The sequence below is a fragment of the Pseudomonas fragi genome (assembly GCF_900105835.1).
In the GTDB taxonomy this organism is placed as follows: Bacteria; Pseudomonadota; Gammaproteobacteria; order Pseudomonadales; family Pseudomonadaceae; genus Aquipseudomonas; species Aquipseudomonas fragi.
The window spans coordinates 4,494,822-4,511,337 of sequence record NZ_LT629783.1; the positions used below are offsets into that span (position 1 = coordinate 4,494,822).

Sequence of the window (16,516 nt, forward strand, 5' to 3'; positions counted from 1 at the left end):
GTGGGTCTATTAAAAGCCCCTCACCCTGGCCCTCTCCCAGAGGGAGAGGGGATTGACCGAGCCGATGCAGGATTCAACTCAATGCATTCAGGCTGCAGAGATTCTGCAATATCCCCCAATCAGCCCCCTCTCCCTTTGGGAGAGGGTTGGGGTGAGGGTCGCAAGGCAATTACCGTTGCGAAACCTGCCCCGCTTCGACCTGCACCGGCTTCCAGCCCAGCAACTGCTGCTTGAAGCCATGACTGGCGCCCTGATAGTAGGCAATCGCCCGCTCAATCAACGGATCAGTCGCCGGTACTCGCGATTCAATACTGGTGCTCAGCGCATCATCATGGCGGCGCAGCCCTTGGCGCGGGCTGAGAATGGCCAGGTCTTGGCCGTCAAACAACCCCAGGTGCTGGTAGTTGCCCACCACCACTCGCGGTGGCAACGGGTTGTCCTGCAACAGGTTGCGGCCAAAGAAGGTTGACTGGTAATCCAGGTTCAACAAGCCGAGCAAGGTGGGCGCCAGGTCGATCTGGCTGGCCAGTTGCGAGTTCTCACGGGCCTCTATCAGTTTTGGCGCATAGATAAACAACGGGATCTGGTAGTTGGTGATCGGCAAGTCTTCCTTGCCGGCACTGCCTGCCGTGTGGTCAGCCACGAAGACGAAGATCGTGTTATCGAACCAGGGTTTTTTACGCGCATCGTTAAGGAATTGGCCGATGGCGTAGTCGGTGTATTTCACTGCGCCGTCGCGACCATTGCCCGACTTGATGTCGATCCGGCCTTCAGGGTAGGTGTAAGGACGGTGGTTGGAGGTGGTCATCAACTGCAGCAAAAACGGCTTTTGTTGCGCGTAATTGGCGTCGGCCAGTTTCAGGGTTTCGCGGTACAGGTCTTCGTCAGCCATGCCCCAGGCATTTTTGAAGTGGATATCGGCTTCATTCACGCTGCTTTGGTCGACAACGCGGTAACCGTTGCCACTGAAAAAGGCGTTCATGTTGTCGAAGTAGCCGCGCCCGCCATACACGAACACGCTGTCATAGCCCACGCCATTGAGCTGCTGGCCGAGGCTGGCAAAGCCGCTTTCACGGCCGATACGCTTGACGATGGAGCGCCCCGGTGTCGGCGGAATGGCCAGGGTGATGGCTTCCAGGCCGCGGTCGGTACGGGTGCCGGTGGCATAGAAGTTGTTGAAGTACAGGCTCTCCTTGCGCAGTTGGTCCAGGTTCGGCGTCAGGTTGCGGCCGTCACCGTTGCTGCCCAGGTACTTGGCACTGAGGCTTTCGATGGTCACCAGCACGATGTTGGGTTGGCGCGCAGTGCCGGGGTTGTCGATATTGCGGCGGATATCCAGCGGGTCCTGGCCAACGAAGGTGGCGTTGGGTTCGGTCAGTTCTGCGCGCAGCTGTTTGGCCACTACGTCTGTGGGCAGGCTGGCGTAAAACTGCTGGTAATCCAGTTCGTTGTTACGGAACGCAGCGAAGAACTGGTACGGGCCATTGCTCGCCAGTTCATGTTGGTAGGCGTTGCCGCCCTGGCCGCGCGGGCCGTCCTGGTCCAGCAGTTGCAGGCTCAGGCCGGCAACCAGCAACAGGCCAGCAAAGGTCGCCAGACGACCGCCAAAAGAGGGTAGCGGTGCGTTCATCGCAGCTTTGAACGGCTTGCGCAGCACCAGGCTCAACACTATGGCCGCCAGGGCGATGGCGCTGAGCAGGATGCCGATCGGGTAGGATTCCAGTACGTTGTTCAGTACTTCGTCGGAGTAGACCAGGTAGTCCACCGCGATAAAGTTGAAGCGCACCCCAAACTCATCCCAGAACAGCCACTCGGCGACGGCGGTGAACAGCATGGCAAACAGGCTGACGGTCAGCAGGCCTTGCAGAAACCACTGATGGCCACGGCGGCGCCACAGCGCAGGCGGACAGAGCAGCAGGTACAGGCCCAGGGGCACAGCGGCATAGGTCAAGAAGCCAAGGTCGTAAAGCAGGCCAATCCCGAACACCGGCAGCCAGTTGTTGCCAGCCTCACCCAGGTGGGTGACCAGCAGGACGCCTCGGGTGATCAAAAAAGTCGCCAGCCAGCAGCCAGTCAACAACAGGAGGTAGCGCATAGGCGCAGTGTGCAGCAGACGCATGGGTTGTTTTTCCTTAAACGCGGGAGGCTTTATCGCGGGGGGAGCGGGAGTGTGCGCGCGCCACTGTATTGAGTTTGTGAACCGATAGTAAAAAAAATGTCATTTCTGTGAGAGCTATAACTAAATTGTCTGAGCGCCCTGTGGTGCTGGCCCTGCGCGGTTGTTGGCCTTAAGCTGCGCGGGCCAAGACGGCCGTAACTGTGAACGGAGAGAGTGCCCATGCGAATTCTATTGGTTGAAGACAACCGCGATATCCTCGCCAACCTTGCCGACTACCTGGGCCTGAAGGGCTACACCGTTGACTGCGCGCAAGATGGTTTGTCGGGCCTGCACCTGGCGGCCACCGAGCATTACGACCTGATTGTGCTCGATATCATGTTGCCCGGCATCGACGGCTATACCCTGTGCAAGCGCCTGCGTGAAGATGCCCGGCGCGATACGCCGGTAATCATGCTGACTGCCCGCGATCAGCTGGACGACCGCCTGCAAGGGTTCAAGTCAGGTGCCGATGACTATTTGCTAAAACCCTTTGCCCTCTCGGAACTGGCCGCCCGGATCGAAGCGGTATTGCGTCGCGCCCAGGGCGGCGGGCGACGTGAGCTGCAGGTCGGCGAGTTGCGCTATGACCTCGATACCCTGGAAGTCACCCGTGAAGGCCGTCTGCTCAAGCTCAACCCGGTGGGCTTGAAATTGCTGGCAGTACTGATGCAGAAAAGCCCCCATGTGTTACGCCGCGAAGTGCTGGAAGAAGCCTTGTGGGGCGATGATTGCCCGGACAGCGACAGCCTGCGCAGCCACGTCCACCAATTGCGCCAGGTGATCGACAAACCATTCGACAAGCCTCTGTTGCACACCGTACATGGCGTGGGCTACCGCCTCGCCGAGGTTCGTGATGGAGTTTAGGCAAAGTCTTTCCCAGCGGATCATCATCGCTTTTGCCTTGATGAGCGCGCTGGTGGCAGGGACATTCGCTGTGGGCATTATTGCCACCGTGCACCTGGTCGAAGAGAAACTCATCTCGGCAGGGCTGGGCGGGGATTTGCAGCGCCTGCTGCTGATGGACAACGGCGCAGAGTGGAATCATCGTCCCAAGCCAAGCCAGCTGTTTTATTTCAGTGGCGGGCGTGGCGACTTTGCCCTGCCCAAGGACCTGCGTCACCTGGACCCGGGCTTTCATGAGGTGTTTCGCGATCAGTTGTCTTATCACGCGATGGTGGAAGTGGTCGATGGCCGGCGCTACGTCCTGTTGCAAGACCAGAGCGATTTTGAAGAGCGCGAGCGCGTACTGTTTGCCGTGGTTGCCGTCGGTTTCGTTCTCGCGCTGGCACTGGCGGTATTTTTGGGCTGGACCCTGGCCCGGCGGGTGATGGCACCGGTGATCCGCCTGGCCCGTCAGGTTCGTCATCGCGATCAGTTGCTGGGGCTGGCGCCGCCATTGGCCCCGGATTATGCGGCCGATGAAGTGGGCGAACTGGCAGTGGCGTTCGATGCCACTCTGGGGCGCTTGCGCGACACCCTGACGCGCGAACGTTTGTTCACCAGTGATGTAAGTCACGAGTTACGTACTCCGCTTATGGTGTTGGCCAGTTCCTGCGAGTTGTTGCTGGAAAGCCCGTCACTGGATCAGCGCAGTCGCTCGCAGGTCGAGCGTATTTCCCGCGCCTGTGAGGAAATGCGCGAACTGGTGCAAACCTTCCTGATGCTGGCCCGTGCCCAGCATGAGGATGCCAGCATGTCGCCAACGGTGACCCTGAGCACCGTGGCCGAAGGCCTGATCAGCCTGTGGCGCGAACCCATCGAGGCCAAAGGCCTCAAGCTGATCTATGACCCCGGCAACCCGCTGGACACACGGTACAACGCCACCTTCCTGCACGCCGTCATGGGCAACTTGCTGCGCAATGCCTTGCACTACACCGACACCGGCTTTATCCGCTTGACCCTTGAGGCCAGCGGTTTTGTGGTGGAAGACAGCGGCGTGGGGATCCCGGAAGAAAAACGCCAGGCGATGTTCCAGCCATTTGTGCGCGGCAGCGAAAAACGCGGTGAAGGTCTCGGGTTGGGCCTGTCACTGGTGCAGCGTATCTGCGATAGCCAGGGTTGGCGCGTGACCCTGACCACGATGGAACCCAACGGCTGTCGTTTTCGCGTCGAACTGGCTCCGGCCGACGTCTGATCCCCTCCCGTGGCCTGCGCTCTGCAGGCCGCTCTCCCTGCGCATTAGTCGATACATGGCCCTGCGCCAGTATTTTCGCCCTGTAAAACCTTGCAATGTTTATGTGGAATGCCCTGACAGAATTTTCACCTGTTGATGACCTGATGCAAACGTTCGGCTGATTAAGGTAGTGCTCATTAGCTTCAGGAGCACTGATATGAGCCCGATCATCAAACTCAAATTTTCTGAAAAGTACGATCAGCAGCACGCTACGCAATACCTGATCAAGCATCAGGACGGCCTGGCCCGGCGTTTGTCGCACAAACGCGATGAACAATTGGCGCGCCGTGCATTGCAGTTGGCTGGCGAGCCTCAGGTTGTCCTCGATTTGCCTTGTGGTGCGGGCCGTTTCTGGCCGTTGCTGGCGCAAATGCCAAGCCGTGAAATCATCGGTGCGGACAACTCGGCGTCGATGCTGGAGGTGGCTTCGTTGGCGCAACCGGCCGATGTGGTTAAACGGGTACGGCGTTTGCAGATGTCAGCTTTCGAAATAGATATGCCTGACAACTCGGTTGACAGTGTTTTCTGCATGCGCTTGCTGCACCACATTGGTGATGCAAGCCACCGGATGGCTCTATTGCGGGAGCTTCATCGCGTTAGCCGGGACAGTGTGATTATTTCATTGTGGGTTGATGGCAATTTCAAGGCCTGGAAACGCAAGCGTCTTGAGCGTCAACGCGCTGCAGAGGCAGAGCAATTCGGTTACCAAAATCGTTTTGTGTTACCTGCTGCTACAGTGGAGGCGGAATTCAAAAAGGCAGGCTTCACCGTTCAGGACCATTTGGACTTTATTCCGCTCTACGCGATGTGGCGGGTTTACGTATTACGAAAGAGATAACTCATGACCGTTGATTTTGTACAGCAAGCTCCCTCTGCGACTGACGACCCATTCGAGTTCTACTGGAATCGGCAAGGCGAATGGGTTGAAGAGCCCAACCAGCGTCGCGGTGGGGAGAGCGGTGTACAACGGATACATGACGCCGATGGGCGCTTGCTCTACGTCAAGCGACAGGTCGGGCATACCTACCGCAGCTGGCGTTACCCGCTGGGCCGCCCGACGGTTTTGCGGGAGCAGGATGCGTTACTGGCCTTGAGCCGTTTGGCGGTGGGTGTGCCTGAGCTGGTGTACTGCGGGGCGCAGCAAGCGGCAGATAAACAATGGCGTGCATTGCTGGTGACCGTGGGCCTGGAAGGCTTTGTCGAGATCGACAACTGGTACGCCGCAGGTGAGCGCGAGCGTCACGGTGAAGCGGTGCATGACCGCGTGCTTGAAGCGATCGGTCAGACCTTGGCCCGCATGCATCTGGGCCGTTGGCAGCACGGCTGCCTGTACGCCAAGCATGTGTTTGTGCGGGTGACGGGGCAGGGCGAAGGGGCAGTGATTGATGTGGCTTTGCTGGACCTGGAAAAAAGCCGGCAACGCCTGACGGCCCAAAAAGCCGCTTCCCACGATCTTAAACAATTGCGCCGCCATTCGTCGTGGAGTGCCACAGAGTGGGACAGACTGATCTACTTTTATAAGACAGTGTTTGGCAGCGCTATCAAAGGTTTACGGTGATGAAGCGAGAAATAGCACGAAGTTTGTTTCTGCTGGGCGCCTTGGTCATTGCTGGCGTGGCGTTTGCCGCTTGGGAACAACCGGTGACACAAGTGTTGAGCGGGCCCCAAATGGGGGCTCATTGCCCGTTGCCGCGGGTGGTTAAAGCGGCGGTAGCGACCCGGCCCGATCATGATTTGTTGCTGTTTATGTTTGGCATGAGCCAGGGGCTGAAGAAGTAATAGCCAAATCCCTGTAGCCGTTGACGAGCTGTGCGAGGCTACGTTCGGCTGCGCAGCAGTCGTAAAACCATCCAGCGTTGGTGTTTCTGATACACCATGCCCACCGGCTTTACGACTGCTGCGCAGCCGAACGCAGCCTCGTTCCTTCGGCAGCTGCTACAGGTTTTTTTGGTTCTACATGATATGTAGATGGTTGTCCCAAAGCCCCGACGGCAAATCCAGAGGCTTGGCAATCAGGTCGTTCTGACGGCAATCGTAGAAACGGCAGCGGCCCTGGCCGGACGTGACCACAAACCCATCCTTCACCGCACCCACCCCCGCACAATCCGGCAACGGCGCATCCAGGCGCAAGGCGCCGCTGTCCAGGTCCCAGACGAAAAAACGGTTGCCCCGTGGCGCCGTCAGCGCGACCAGACGCAACTCGCTGTGGACCGCGACGCTGGCCGTGTAATGGCCCATTGCTCGCAGTTGTGCTTCGGCCACCGGGAAGGGCTCAAATGGCTGGCCGGGACGCTTGATGGCCAGCAATTCGGACAACTCATGGGCATCGCCCATAAATTGCTGGCAGGCGACGATGGTGCCGTCACTGGCAATGCCCAAGTGGCGCACGCTGTTCATTTGCTGGCTCAGGGTTTCCTTGCTGAGCAGGGTGCCATCACGCTGCATCAGCACCAGGCTGGGTTCCATCGCGTTGAGGTTCATCTCGACCCGGCTTTCGGCTTCGGTACGAATTCCGCCGTTGGCCACCACCAGTGTTTCACCGTCAGGCATCCACGACACCTGATGCGGGCCGACGCCGTGGGTGGGGATTTCGCCGCTGTGAACCAGGCGCTCGCCCTCAAAGCGATAAACCCCTAGCAGGCCACGGCCCGGATCAGTGGTGTCGTTTTCAGTGGTGTACAGCCACTCGCCATCTTTATGGATCACGGCGTGACCATAAAAATGCCGGTTGGGCAGGGAGGTCAGGGTTTGCAGCAGCTGCCCGTCGGTCAGGCTGATCAGGTAGCTTTCGGTACCGGGGCGCCGGGCCACGAACAAGGCGATGGGCAGCGTCGGGTGGTTGATGATGTCATGGCAGCGCTGGCCGACCCGGGTGCTGAACACCCGGGTGCCATCGAGTCGATAGCCGACGGCAAAGTGATTGCCGTCTGCATCGTCGCGGGCACTCAGCAGCAGCGGGCTTTGGCCTTTTTGTTTAAACAGCGACCAACCGCCCAGCGTCATTGCACTGAGCAGTAAACCACCAAGCTTGAGTGCTTGCCTGCGCATCATCGAACCTTCCTTTATCAATCGCCGTCGTTGGCGTTAAAGCCCAGCTGGATACCCAGGGCCTTGGCCAGTTCGCCTTCGTGCAGGCGGTGAACCACGTTGAGGCTGTCGTAGATGGCATTCAGCTGGGCGCGCCCGGCATCGTCCGCCAGCAGCTCATTGAGCGTGCGCTGGTTGTCGTTGAACAACTTGAGCGAGGTGGCGTAGGCCGCGTCGATCTTGTCAGCCAGTGGCTTTTGTTCGGCAGGCAACAGGCTGCGCAAGCCCTTGTTGTCGACACCGGCCCAAACAGTCTGGGCAGCGGCCAGGCTGGCGGCCAGGCTCTTGAGTGACGACTCGCTGCGCCAGGCATCGGCCTGGAACGGTTGCGGAATGCCCTTGCTCTGGCGGCCCATTGGCGTGCCGAGTTTTTTCTTCAGGGTATCCAGCGCAGTCACCTGCACACGCAGCACGTCAGCGATGGCTTCGTGGGAGTCGGCATACCGCTGGTTGGGGAACTTGCTCATTTGCGCGAGCATGCCGTCGGTGCTGTTCCAGCTGGCCAGAATCTCTTCGGCCAGTTGCTTCTGACGTTCGCCGATGGCGGTCAGCAGCGGGCAGTAACGGGCTTTTTGCGCATCGTCAGCCAGGTTGATATTGCTGTCGAACAGAATGTATTCGTAAGCCGACAGGCCTTGCACCACAACGCTGGACTTGGCCAGGGCGGCAGCATCGATCTGCGGCTGGGCAACCACCAACTGCTCGACCTGACGGCCGACCAGGTTCTTTTTGTCCGGCCAGAACTGTACCTGCCACGAACGATTGCCTTCAGCCAAAGGCCCGATCAGCAGCGGTTGCAGCTCGGCCCAGGCCTTTTGCGCGTGCAGGAAGTCGGCACGGGCGGTTTCCAGGCTTTCCTTGCCCTGGCAATAGGCCAGGGCACTGACCGCCAGCTGGCGGTCAGCTTCAACCCAGCGGCTGTAGGTAGGCAGGATCACTTGTTTGGCGATGGCTGCCGAAGTGACGGCCTGCGGGTCTTGAGGCGAGCAGGCAGCCAGGGCGATGGCGGCAAGGCTGGTGAACAGAAGCTTGGGTCGAAACATGTCGGGGTCCCCGATCTTGTAAGGCGTTAAAGAGAGTTCAGGAACGCCAGCAACGCAGCGCGCTGCTCGGCATTAAAACGTAAAACCTGCTGCCTGGCCGGTTCGGCCTCGCCGCCATGCCACAGCACGGCTTCAAGCAGGTTGCGGGCACGTCCATCGTGCAGAAACTGGGTGTGGCCACTCACCGCCTGGGTCAAACCAATCCCCCACAGCGGTGGCGTGCGCCAGTCGCGGCCGCTGGCGGCGAACTCGGTGCGGTTGTCGGCAAGGCCCGGGCCCATATCATGCAGCAGCAGGTCGCTGTAGGGGTGGATGACCTGATTGGCCAGTTCGGGCTCGGCAGCGCTGGCCGATGTCGTGAAAGTCGGTGTGTGACAGGCGCTGCAGCCTGCCTGATAGAACAGGTTTTTACCGGCCAGCACCTGGGGCGCGCCGACATCACGGCGGGCGGGCACAGCCAGGTTGCGGGTGTAGAACTCCACCAGGCGCAGAATGTTGTCGCTGACCTCGGGTTCGCCATCCGGGCCATTGCCGTTGGGCGCCTCGAGGCAGGCAGTTTGGGCCTTGGTGCAGTCATCGAAGGGTCTCAGGGAAGTCGTGAGGCCCATATCACCAGAAAAGGCGTGAACATTTTGTTGATTGAGATTCGGTTGTCCGGCTTTCCAGCCAAAACGGCCCAAAACCGTCTTTTGTTGCGCGTCATCCCACACCCAGTTCGGACGCCCGGCCACGCCGCCAGCGGTTTTTCGCTGGGCATCGGCATTGGCCAGGATCGCCTCGTTGGGGATGGCTTCGAGCAGCCCCAGGCCAATCATCGGCGGCGCGATGCGGGCTGACATGCGGGCATCGGGGTGCATCGGGCCATAGCCCAACTGGGTGATTTGCAGCGTGGGCTTGCGCAGCTCGACTTCAGTGCCGTCCTTGAAACGCACGGTCACGGGTTCGTAATCGACTCGCACCTTGCCCTCGGGGACTACACCGGGAACCGACATATCCTGCAACTGGCCGCCATAGACCGGCTCGGGCACGATGCCAGCCTGTTCGATCAGCGTGGCATAAGTCGGGTCGTTGGGGATCGACAGGCGTACCAGCATCGACACCGAATTTTTGGCGCCGGGGGCGGGCGGGTGGCCGCGACCATCCTTGATATGGCAGTTCTGGCAGGCGTTGGTGTTGAACAGCGGGCCCAGGCCGTCACGCGCGGTGGTGGTTGACGGAGCGATGACCCAGGGGCTGCGAAAAAAACTGTTGCCGACACTGAAATCCAGACGCCGGGTGGGCGAAAGGTTGGCTGATGGCATGGAAAAGGCGTTGTGATCGCTTTTACGCACCGTAGTCGCGCCGCCGGAGCGGGCTTCGCCGGGCTCGGGTTTGGTAAAGCGCGGGGCATCATCACAGCCGCCAAGGCCCAGGGCCACTAGCAACAGAGACAGGCGAAGAGGCAACGAAGGCATCAAGCGTCCAGATCAGTGAGCAAAATCGAGGGCGTAAAGTCTAGCAGGGAAGGTGAATTGAAATAAGAGGGATTAGCGTTTGCTGTGACTTGGGGCAGACAAATGGCCCTTCTGCTTTTGATCTGTTTTTTGATTTTGATCTACCAGCCCCATCGGGAGGCCGAGAGGAGGTTCTGCGCAGTGGGTCTCCCGGCATGGATGCCGGGAGAGCCGCGATGGGCCATGGATGGCCCGTGGCGGCTGGCGCGGCGTCCTGCCGCAAAAAAAGGCGACCCGAAGGTCGCCTCATTACTCAGTCACTCAGCGCCGCAGATCAAAAATCGTGATCGGCGTTGTCCGGGTTCAGGTCGCTGATACCCAGCTTGCCGGCAGCTTGCTCGATGGCACCGGTCTGCTTGACCAGCGCTGCAATGGCATCACGTACCACCTGGTTGCCCGCAGCGTTGTCCGCAGCGATCAACTGGTCGTAGTGCTCGCCCTTGTTGGCGCGATCAACCATGACCTGGATCTTGGCTTCAGTGTCGGCCAGGTCGGACTTGAGCGTGGCGTCGGTAGCCGGGTCGATGACCACCACCAGCGACGACAGGCTAGGGCCGGTCATTTTTGTGCCGTCGGCCCGCACGTACTCGCCCAGGTACACGTTGCGGATGCCCTTGGCATCGTAGAAGTGCGAGTTGTGGGTGTTGTCGCTGAAGCAGTCCTGCTCGTCTTCAGGCGAGTTGGCTTCCAGGGACACTTTCATGCGCTCGCCGGCCAGTTCGCCCAGCGACAGGCTGCCCATGCCGAACAGCATCTTGCGCAGGCCGTTTTGTACCGGCTCGGCTTCCAGCGTGGCGCGGTAGTTGTCGGCCACGTTCGGTGCCCAGTTGCCGACCATTTCATTGAGGTCGTTGACCAGCAGCTGGGTTACGGCTTTCAGGTAAGCGCGACGGCGATCGTTATGACCACCGGTGGCGCCTTCGCCTTCCAGGTAGTCCGAAGCAGGACGGTTGCCTGCGCCCGGGCCGGTGCCGTTGAGGTCCTGGCCCCACAGGAGGAATTCGATGGCGTGGTAGCCGGTGGCTACGTTGGCTTCGGAACCGCCCAGCTCGTTGAGGCTGGCCAGGGTTTCCGGGGTGATTTCGGTGACGTCGACCTTGTCTTCGCCGACCTGGATCTGGGTGTTGGCAATGATGTTGGCATTGGCACCCGGGTTGCCCAGTGCGCCGGCGTAGTTGGCGTCAACGTAGTCGATCAGGCCTTCGTCCAGCGGCCATGCGTTCACCTGGCCTTCCCAGTCGTCGATGATGGTGTTGCCGAAGCGGAACACTTCGCTTTGCAGGTATGGCACGCGGGCTTCAACCCAGGCGGCGCGAGCGGCCTTGAGGGTGTCGTCGTTCGGTTTGGCCAGGAACGCATCGATAGCGGTCTGCAGTTTTTTGGCGGTGCTTTCGGCATCGCTGTACACGGCATGAACCATGTCGGCGTAATGGGCCACGACAGCCTTGGCAGCAGCTTCGTCGACTTTTGCCGCGGTGACGTCAGTGGCTGGCGTCGCAGTGCTGGTGGCGGCTGCCGGGGTCGGCGCCGCAGCGGTTTTTTCCTTGTCCTTGTCGCCACAGCCGGCGAGTGAGATAGCAATGGCCAGCAGACTGGCGGTAGCCAGGGGCATACGAATCATGGCGAAAATCCTGCTTCGAGAGGTGGGACAAGCGTGCGGCTGCACGCAAAACTGCCACATGATGCGAAAGATATGCATTTTCTGTAAAGGGCTACGGTTGGAAATATTTCTTGTTTACTTGCGCTCTGCGCCGGGGCTTTAGTGAATCTCGAAATATGGACTTACAGAATGACTGCCTTGTTACGCTTCGCCTGCTTCAGATAAGCGACCAACTCCCGTGCGCCAAGGGGTTTGCTGTACAGGTAGCCCTGGCCTTCATGGCAGCCTTCGGCAATGACATAGGCTTCCTGTTCGGCGGTTTCGACGCCTTCGGCGATCACCTGCATGCCCAGGCTTTTACCGAGCTGGATGATGGCGCGCACGATGGTGGCGTCGTCACCGTCATCGATCAGGTCCTGGACAAAGCTTTTATCGATCTTGATCTTGTCCAGTGGCAGGCTCTTGAGATAGCTCAAGGATGAGTAGCCGGTGCCGAAGTCATCAATGGCAATCAGCGCACCGGAGCGGCGCAGGCTGAGCAGGTGCTGGGCGGCCGTGCTGATGTCTTGCATCAGGCTGGTTTCGGTGACTTCCAGCTCCAGGCTGCGCGGCGGCAAGCGGTAGCGCTGCAACAGATTGTTGACTACCCGCGGCAGTTCGACGTGGTGCAATTGCACAGTGGACAGGTTGACCGCCATGCGCAGCTCGCTGAAGCCCTGGTCGTGCCATTCGCGCAGTTGGCGGCAGGCCTGGTCCAGTGCCCATTCGCCGATGGCAATGATACTGCCGTTTTTTTCCGCCAGCGGGATAAACAGATCGGGCGGGACCATGCCGTGCTGCGGGTGCTGCCAGCGCAACAGGGCCTCGACGCCGACTACGCGGTGGTCGCTGTAGCGGATTTGCGGCTGGTAGACCAGGTGCAGCTGGTTGCACAAGAGGGCTTCGCGCAGGTCTTTTTCCAGCTCGCGCATGCGCCGCATCTCGCGGTCGACGCTGGCGATATAAAACTGGTAGCGGCTGCGCGAATAGCTTTTGGCCAGGGTCATGGTCTGCTCGGCCTTTTGCAGCAATTGCTCGGTAGTGTCGCCATCTTCGGGGAACAGGGTGATGCCGATGGTGGCGCGCAGGCGGATGCTTTGCTGATCGAGGCTGAACGGTGATTCGAGGTCATCGAGAATGCTCTGGGCCAGCTCGGCGGCCTCGTAAGGCTGCTCGATATGGGCCTGCACCAGGGCAAACTGATCGCCGCCCAGACGGCCAAGCGCACCGAGGCTGCCGCTATGGGCGCGCAAGCGGTCGGCCAGGGCCTGGAGCAACTGGTCGCCGGTTTGATAGCCGAACTGTTCGTTGATGCCCTTAAAGTCGTCCAGGCCCACGCACAGCACGGCGACCCGGCGCTGCAAGCGGCCTGCATCGGTGAGGATCTTGCCCAATTGCCCCTGCAATTGCTGGCGGTTGGGCAGCCCGGTCAAAAAGTCGTACTGGGCCATGCGCAGCAACGAGCTTTCGGCTTCGTGGCGCAAGCGGTTGTTGCGCTCGATCGAAGCCAGCAACTGATTGGATGTATTGACCCACACCCCCAGTTCGTTGTGCTCATGGCCCTTGAGCAGGGGGATCACATGCTCGCTGGGGCGGTCGGGGTTGATGCTGGTCAGGTGGCCAATGATGTTGGACAGCGGCTTGGTCAACAGCCAGTGATAGACCAGATACAACACCAGCCCCATCAGCAGGGCGCGCAACAGGCCGGAAAACAGCATGACGGCGGAGTCGGTCAACAGGCCCTGGCCGTAAGTGGCAGTATCGAGGGTAATGCTCAGGTCGCCGTAGTACTCGCTGTAGGGCCCCTGGCCCACCAGCGGGATACTGAACGTGTGCTCGCGACCCAAAATCATGTCGGTCACCCAGCGGCTTGATGAACTGTGCAATGCCCGGGCTTTTTCGGCGAGGGCCGCTTCATTGGGGTGGCCGATGGATGCCTTGCGCACAGCCGGGTCCTGGAACAGGCCTTCGATGACTTGCATGGCCATGTCACGGTCCAGGCTATAAAGCGCCTGGGTCGAGGGGTCGCGAAACATGTCGAGGATGCGCCCGGCATCGGTCGTGACGGCCTGTCGGACTTTGTAGGCATCGAACACGATTTGTGCGCAACTCAGCACTCCTCCGACAACCAGTGCCGACAGCAGCACGATCCGGAGCAACTTGAGTGACAAGCTGTTTTTGAATTGCCGCTTCAAAGCGCTATTCCTTGTTTCTCGCCGTTAATGCCTGTTGGGGGGACAAGTATGCAAGCCGTCAGCACACGCTGTTCACGATCGCCACTGTGTCGGTATTCTGACTTCGAACTTGAGGCGCGCAATAAAAAAAACCAACGCTTTCATACTAGCTGGCCCGGATTGTGCGCAAGGGTCTTTTGGCACTTTTCACGCGGCCAAAAAAAAACCCGGCAATGCCGGGTTTTTTTATCTGGAGCGAGGCTTAGGCAGTGAAGGTCTTGCCTTCGAACTGCTCAGCCACGAACTTCCAGTTAACGAGGTTCCAGAACGCTTCTACATACTTCGGACGCACGTTGCGGTAGTCGATGTAGTAGGCGTGTTCCCAAACGTCGCAGGTCAGCAGCGGGGTGTCGCCGCTGGTCAGCGGGTTGCCGGCGCCGATGGTGCTGGCCAGGGCCAGGGAACCGTCAGCTTTCTTCACCAGCCAGCCCCAGCCGGAGCCGAAGGTGCCGATGGAAGTCTTGCTGAATTCTTCCTTGAACTTGTCGAACGAACCGAAGGCAGCGTTGATGGCATCAGCCAGCGCGCCAGTCGGTTGGCCGCCGGCGTTTGGCGCCAGGCAGTTCCAGTAGAAGGTGTGGTTCCAGACCTGAGCGGCGTTGTTGAAGATACCGCCCGAAGAGGTTTTAACGATCTCTTCCAGGGTTTTGCCTTCGAACTCGGTGCCTGGCACCAGGTTGTTCAGGTTCACGACGTAGGTGTTGTGGTGCTTGTCGTGGTGAAACTCCAGGGTTTCTTTGGAGATGTGCGGCTGCAGGGCATCGTGTGCGTACGGCAGCGGCGGCAATTCGAAAGCCATGATGATTCTCCTAATCAGGTCAGTTGCGATGAGCGCAAGGCCGATCACGGGCGGCCAAACACGCGCCGATGAGTTTTTACTCTTTGCGGCGCAGGGTCAGGATCATAGCACCGGGGTGACCGCTTAACCACGCGACAACTGTGTGGGATAGACGTTTCAGCAGGTGTGGGACTATTTTTTTTAGCTGTGGGAGCGGGCTTGCTCGCGATGATATCGCTGGGGTTTGTCTGACAGACTGCGCCGTCTGCATCGCGAGCAAGCCCGCTCCCACAGGTTTTGCGCTCAGCCCGAAACTATCAGTTGCACCGCCACCGCATACATCATCACCGCCACCAGCAAATCGAGGATGCGCCAGGTGTTTGGCCGTGCCAGCCACGGCGCAAGCCAGGCAGCGCCCAGGGCCAGGGTGAAAAACCACATCAGCGAAGCACTGGCCGCGCCCACTACATAGGCGCCGGGCACGCTTTGTTGAGCACCAAGGGAGCCGATCAGCAACACTGTATCGAGATAGACATGGGGGTTGAGCAGAGTCACGGCCAGCGCACTGAGCATCACTGCCTTGAGCGAGCGCGCCGTCTGGCCGGCAGATTGTTCAAGGCTCGACTGGGAAAACGCCCGACGCAGTGCCTGGGTGCCGTACCACAACAAAAACACCGCGCCGCCCCAGCGTGCCACGCTGAGCAATAACGGGTTTTGTGCCAGAAGGGTGGCCAGGCCGAACACCCCGGCGGCCACCAGCAAGGCATCGCTCACCACGCAAAATGCGGCCACGGGCAGGTGGTGTTCACGGCGCAGGCTTTGTGCCAGGACGAAGGCATTCTGGGTGCCGATGGCCATGATCAGGCCGAACGCGACCAACAGGCCATTAAGGTAGCTTTGCCACATAAGGATTACTCGTTGTACTGCAGGCGGGGTTGCTGCTGGCTATTGTCCTGCCCTTGGCTGTATAAGAAAAACCAATATTGCTGATCGCTCATTAGGAAAACTGATGTTCGACTATAAATTACTCTCGGCCCTCGCTGCAGTGGTGGAACAAGCCGGATTTGAGCGGGCGGCGCAGGTGCTTGGGCTGTCACAATCGGCCATCTCCCAGCGCATCAAATTGCTTGAGGCCCGTATCGGCCAGCCGGTGCTGGTGCGCGCCACGCCACCGACCCCGACCGAGATCGGCCGGCGCCTGCTCAACCATGTACAGCAAGTGCGTTTGCTGGAGCGTGACTTGCAAAGTGCGGTGCCGGCGCTGGACGAAGACGGTTTGCCGGAGCGGTTGCGGATCGCCTTGAATGCCGACAGCCTGGCCACCTGGTGGGCGCAGGCCGTGGGCGATTTTTGTGCCGAGCAACACCTGCTGCTGGATATGGTGGTTGAGGATCAGACCGTTGGCCTCAAACGCATGCGTGCCGGTGAAGTGGCAGCCTGCCTGTGCGCCAGTGAGCGCCCGGTTGCCGGGGCTCGCAGTGTGCTGCTGGGGGCCATGCGATACCGTGCGCTGGCCAGCCCGGCCTTTATAGCGCGGCATTTTCCCCATGGGGTGAGTGCCGTGCAGTTGTCAAAAACGCCGGCCCTGGTGTTCGGCCCGGATGATTTTCTGCAGCACCGCTACCTTGCCGCACTGGGCGTCGAAGAGGGTTTCGAGCACCATTTGTGCCCGTCCTCAGAGGGCTTTATCCGCCTCACCGAGGCCGGCCTGGGGTGGGGGCTGGTGCCTGAACTGCAAGTGCGCGAACAATTGGCAAATGGCAGCCTGGTGGAGCTTTTGCCAGATAAACCCATCGACGTGCCACTGTACTGGCATCATTGGCGCAATGGCGGACAACTGCTGGGGCAACTGACCGAACATTTATCGCGTTCGGCAGCCCGCTGGTTAGTGCCTTTGGCCTGATAACCGGC

At 59.9% G+C, this 16,516-nt stretch carries 14 protein-coding genes; 6 read left to right on the top strand and 8 right to left on the bottom strand.

Translation table 11 applies throughout. The annotated features are described in order from the left end of the window. Positions 1 to 169 precede the first annotated feature (169 nt). Positions 170 to 2,119, bottom strand: a complete 1,950-nt coding sequence (locus tag BLU25_RS20665) for an LTA synthase family protein (protein ID WP_016779796.1) — start codon at positions 2,117 to 2,119, stop codon at positions 170 to 172. A 219-nt stretch (positions 2,120 to 2,338) separates the two neighbouring features. On the opposite strand from BLU25_RS20665, the gene colR reads away from it, so the two are divergent. The 5 genes from colR to BLU25_RS20690 all read left to right on the top strand — a co-directional run bounded on the left by colR (position 2,339) and on the right by BLU25_RS20690 (position 6,110). After that, a complete protein-coding gene (gene colR / locus BLU25_RS20670; RefSeq protein WP_016779797.1) occupies positions 2,339 to 3,022 on the top strand; it encodes a two-component system response regulator ColR in 684 nt (227 codons plus the stop codon). Further along, the gene (locus tag BLU25_RS20675; protein WP_016779798.1) at positions 3,012 to 4,292 is read left to right on the top strand and encodes a sensor histidine kinase; all 1,281 of its coding nucleotides are present in this window, start codon (positions 3,012 to 3,014) and stop codon (positions 4,290 to 4,292) included. Before colR ends, BLU25_RS20675 begins: the two co-directional genes overlap by 11 nt. Positions 4,293 to 4,488: 196 nt before the next feature. Continuing rightward, positions 4,489 to 5,169: a class I SAM-dependent methyltransferase gene (locus BLU25_RS20680; RefSeq protein WP_016779799.1), complete on the top strand. Its 681-nt coding sequence runs from the start codon at positions 4,489 to 4,491 to the stop codon at positions 5,167 to 5,169. 3 nt (positions 5,170 to 5,172) lie between these two features. Next, positions 5,173 to 5,889, top strand: a complete 717-nt coding sequence (locus BLU25_RS20685; protein ID WP_016779800.1) for a lipopolysaccharide kinase InaA family protein — start codon at positions 5,173 to 5,175, stop codon at positions 5,887 to 5,889. Then, on the top strand, positions 5,889 to 6,110 hold the full coding sequence (locus BLU25_RS20690) for a hypothetical protein (protein ID WP_016779801.1): 222 nt from the start codon (positions 5,889 to 5,891) through the stop codon (positions 6,108 to 6,110). Before BLU25_RS20685 ends, BLU25_RS20690 begins: the two co-directional genes overlap by 1 nt. A gap of 174 nt (positions 6,111 to 6,284) precedes the next feature. Here BLU25_RS20690 and BLU25_RS20695 read toward each other — a convergent pair whose 3' ends face one another. The 7 genes from BLU25_RS20695 to BLU25_RS20725 all read right to left on the bottom strand — a co-directional run bounded on the left by BLU25_RS20695 (position 6,285) and on the right by BLU25_RS20725 (position 15,511). Continuing rightward, positions 6,285 to 7,382 carry a DUF1513 domain-containing protein gene (locus tag BLU25_RS20695; RefSeq protein ID WP_016779802.1) on the bottom strand — a complete coding sequence of 366 codons (1,098 nt, stop codon included), beginning with the start codon at positions 7,380 to 7,382 and terminating at the stop codon, positions 6,285 to 6,287. Positions 7,383 to 7,396: 14 nt separating this feature from the next. Then, entirely contained in the window at positions 7,397 to 8,461 is a 1,065-nt protein-coding gene (locus BLU25_RS20700) for an imelysin family protein (protein WP_083369810.1), read from the bottom strand. 26 nt (positions 8,462 to 8,487) lie between these two features. After that, complete coding sequence (locus BLU25_RS20705; RefSeq protein WP_083369811.1) at positions 8,488 to 9,915, bottom strand: di-heme oxidoreductase family protein; 1,428 nt, start codon at positions 9,913 to 9,915, stop codon at positions 8,488 to 8,490. Positions 9,916 to 10,228: 313 nt separating this feature from the next. Continuing rightward, positions 10,229 to 11,575, bottom strand: coding sequence for an imelysin family protein (locus BLU25_RS20710; RefSeq protein WP_016779805.1), 1,347 nt, complete (start codon positions 11,573 to 11,575; stop codon positions 10,229 to 10,231). 161 nt (positions 11,576 to 11,736) lie between these two features. Further along, on the bottom strand, positions 11,737 to 13,788 hold the full coding sequence (locus BLU25_RS20715; RefSeq protein ID WP_016779806.1) for a putative bifunctional diguanylate cyclase/phosphodiesterase: 2,052 nt from the start codon (positions 13,786 to 13,788) through the stop codon (positions 11,737 to 11,739). 241 nt (positions 13,789 to 14,029) lie between these two features. Continuing rightward, entirely contained in the window at positions 14,030 to 14,626 is a 597-nt protein-coding gene (locus BLU25_RS20720; RefSeq protein WP_016779807.1) for a superoxide dismutase, read from the bottom strand. Between the two features lie 282 nt (positions 14,627 to 14,908). Then, on the bottom strand, positions 14,909 to 15,511 hold the full coding sequence (locus BLU25_RS20725; protein ID WP_016779809.1) for a LysE/ArgO family amino acid transporter: 603 nt from the start codon (positions 15,509 to 15,511) through the stop codon (positions 14,909 to 14,911). Positions 15,512 to 15,614: 103 nt separating this feature from the next. Here BLU25_RS20725 and BLU25_RS20730 point away from each other — a divergent pair, with 103 nt between their 5' ends. After that, a complete protein-coding gene (locus BLU25_RS20730; RefSeq protein ID WP_016779810.1) occupies positions 15,615 to 16,508 on the top strand; it encodes a LysR family transcriptional regulator ArgP in 894 nt (297 codons plus the stop codon). Positions 16,509 to 16,516 lie beyond the last annotated feature (8 nt).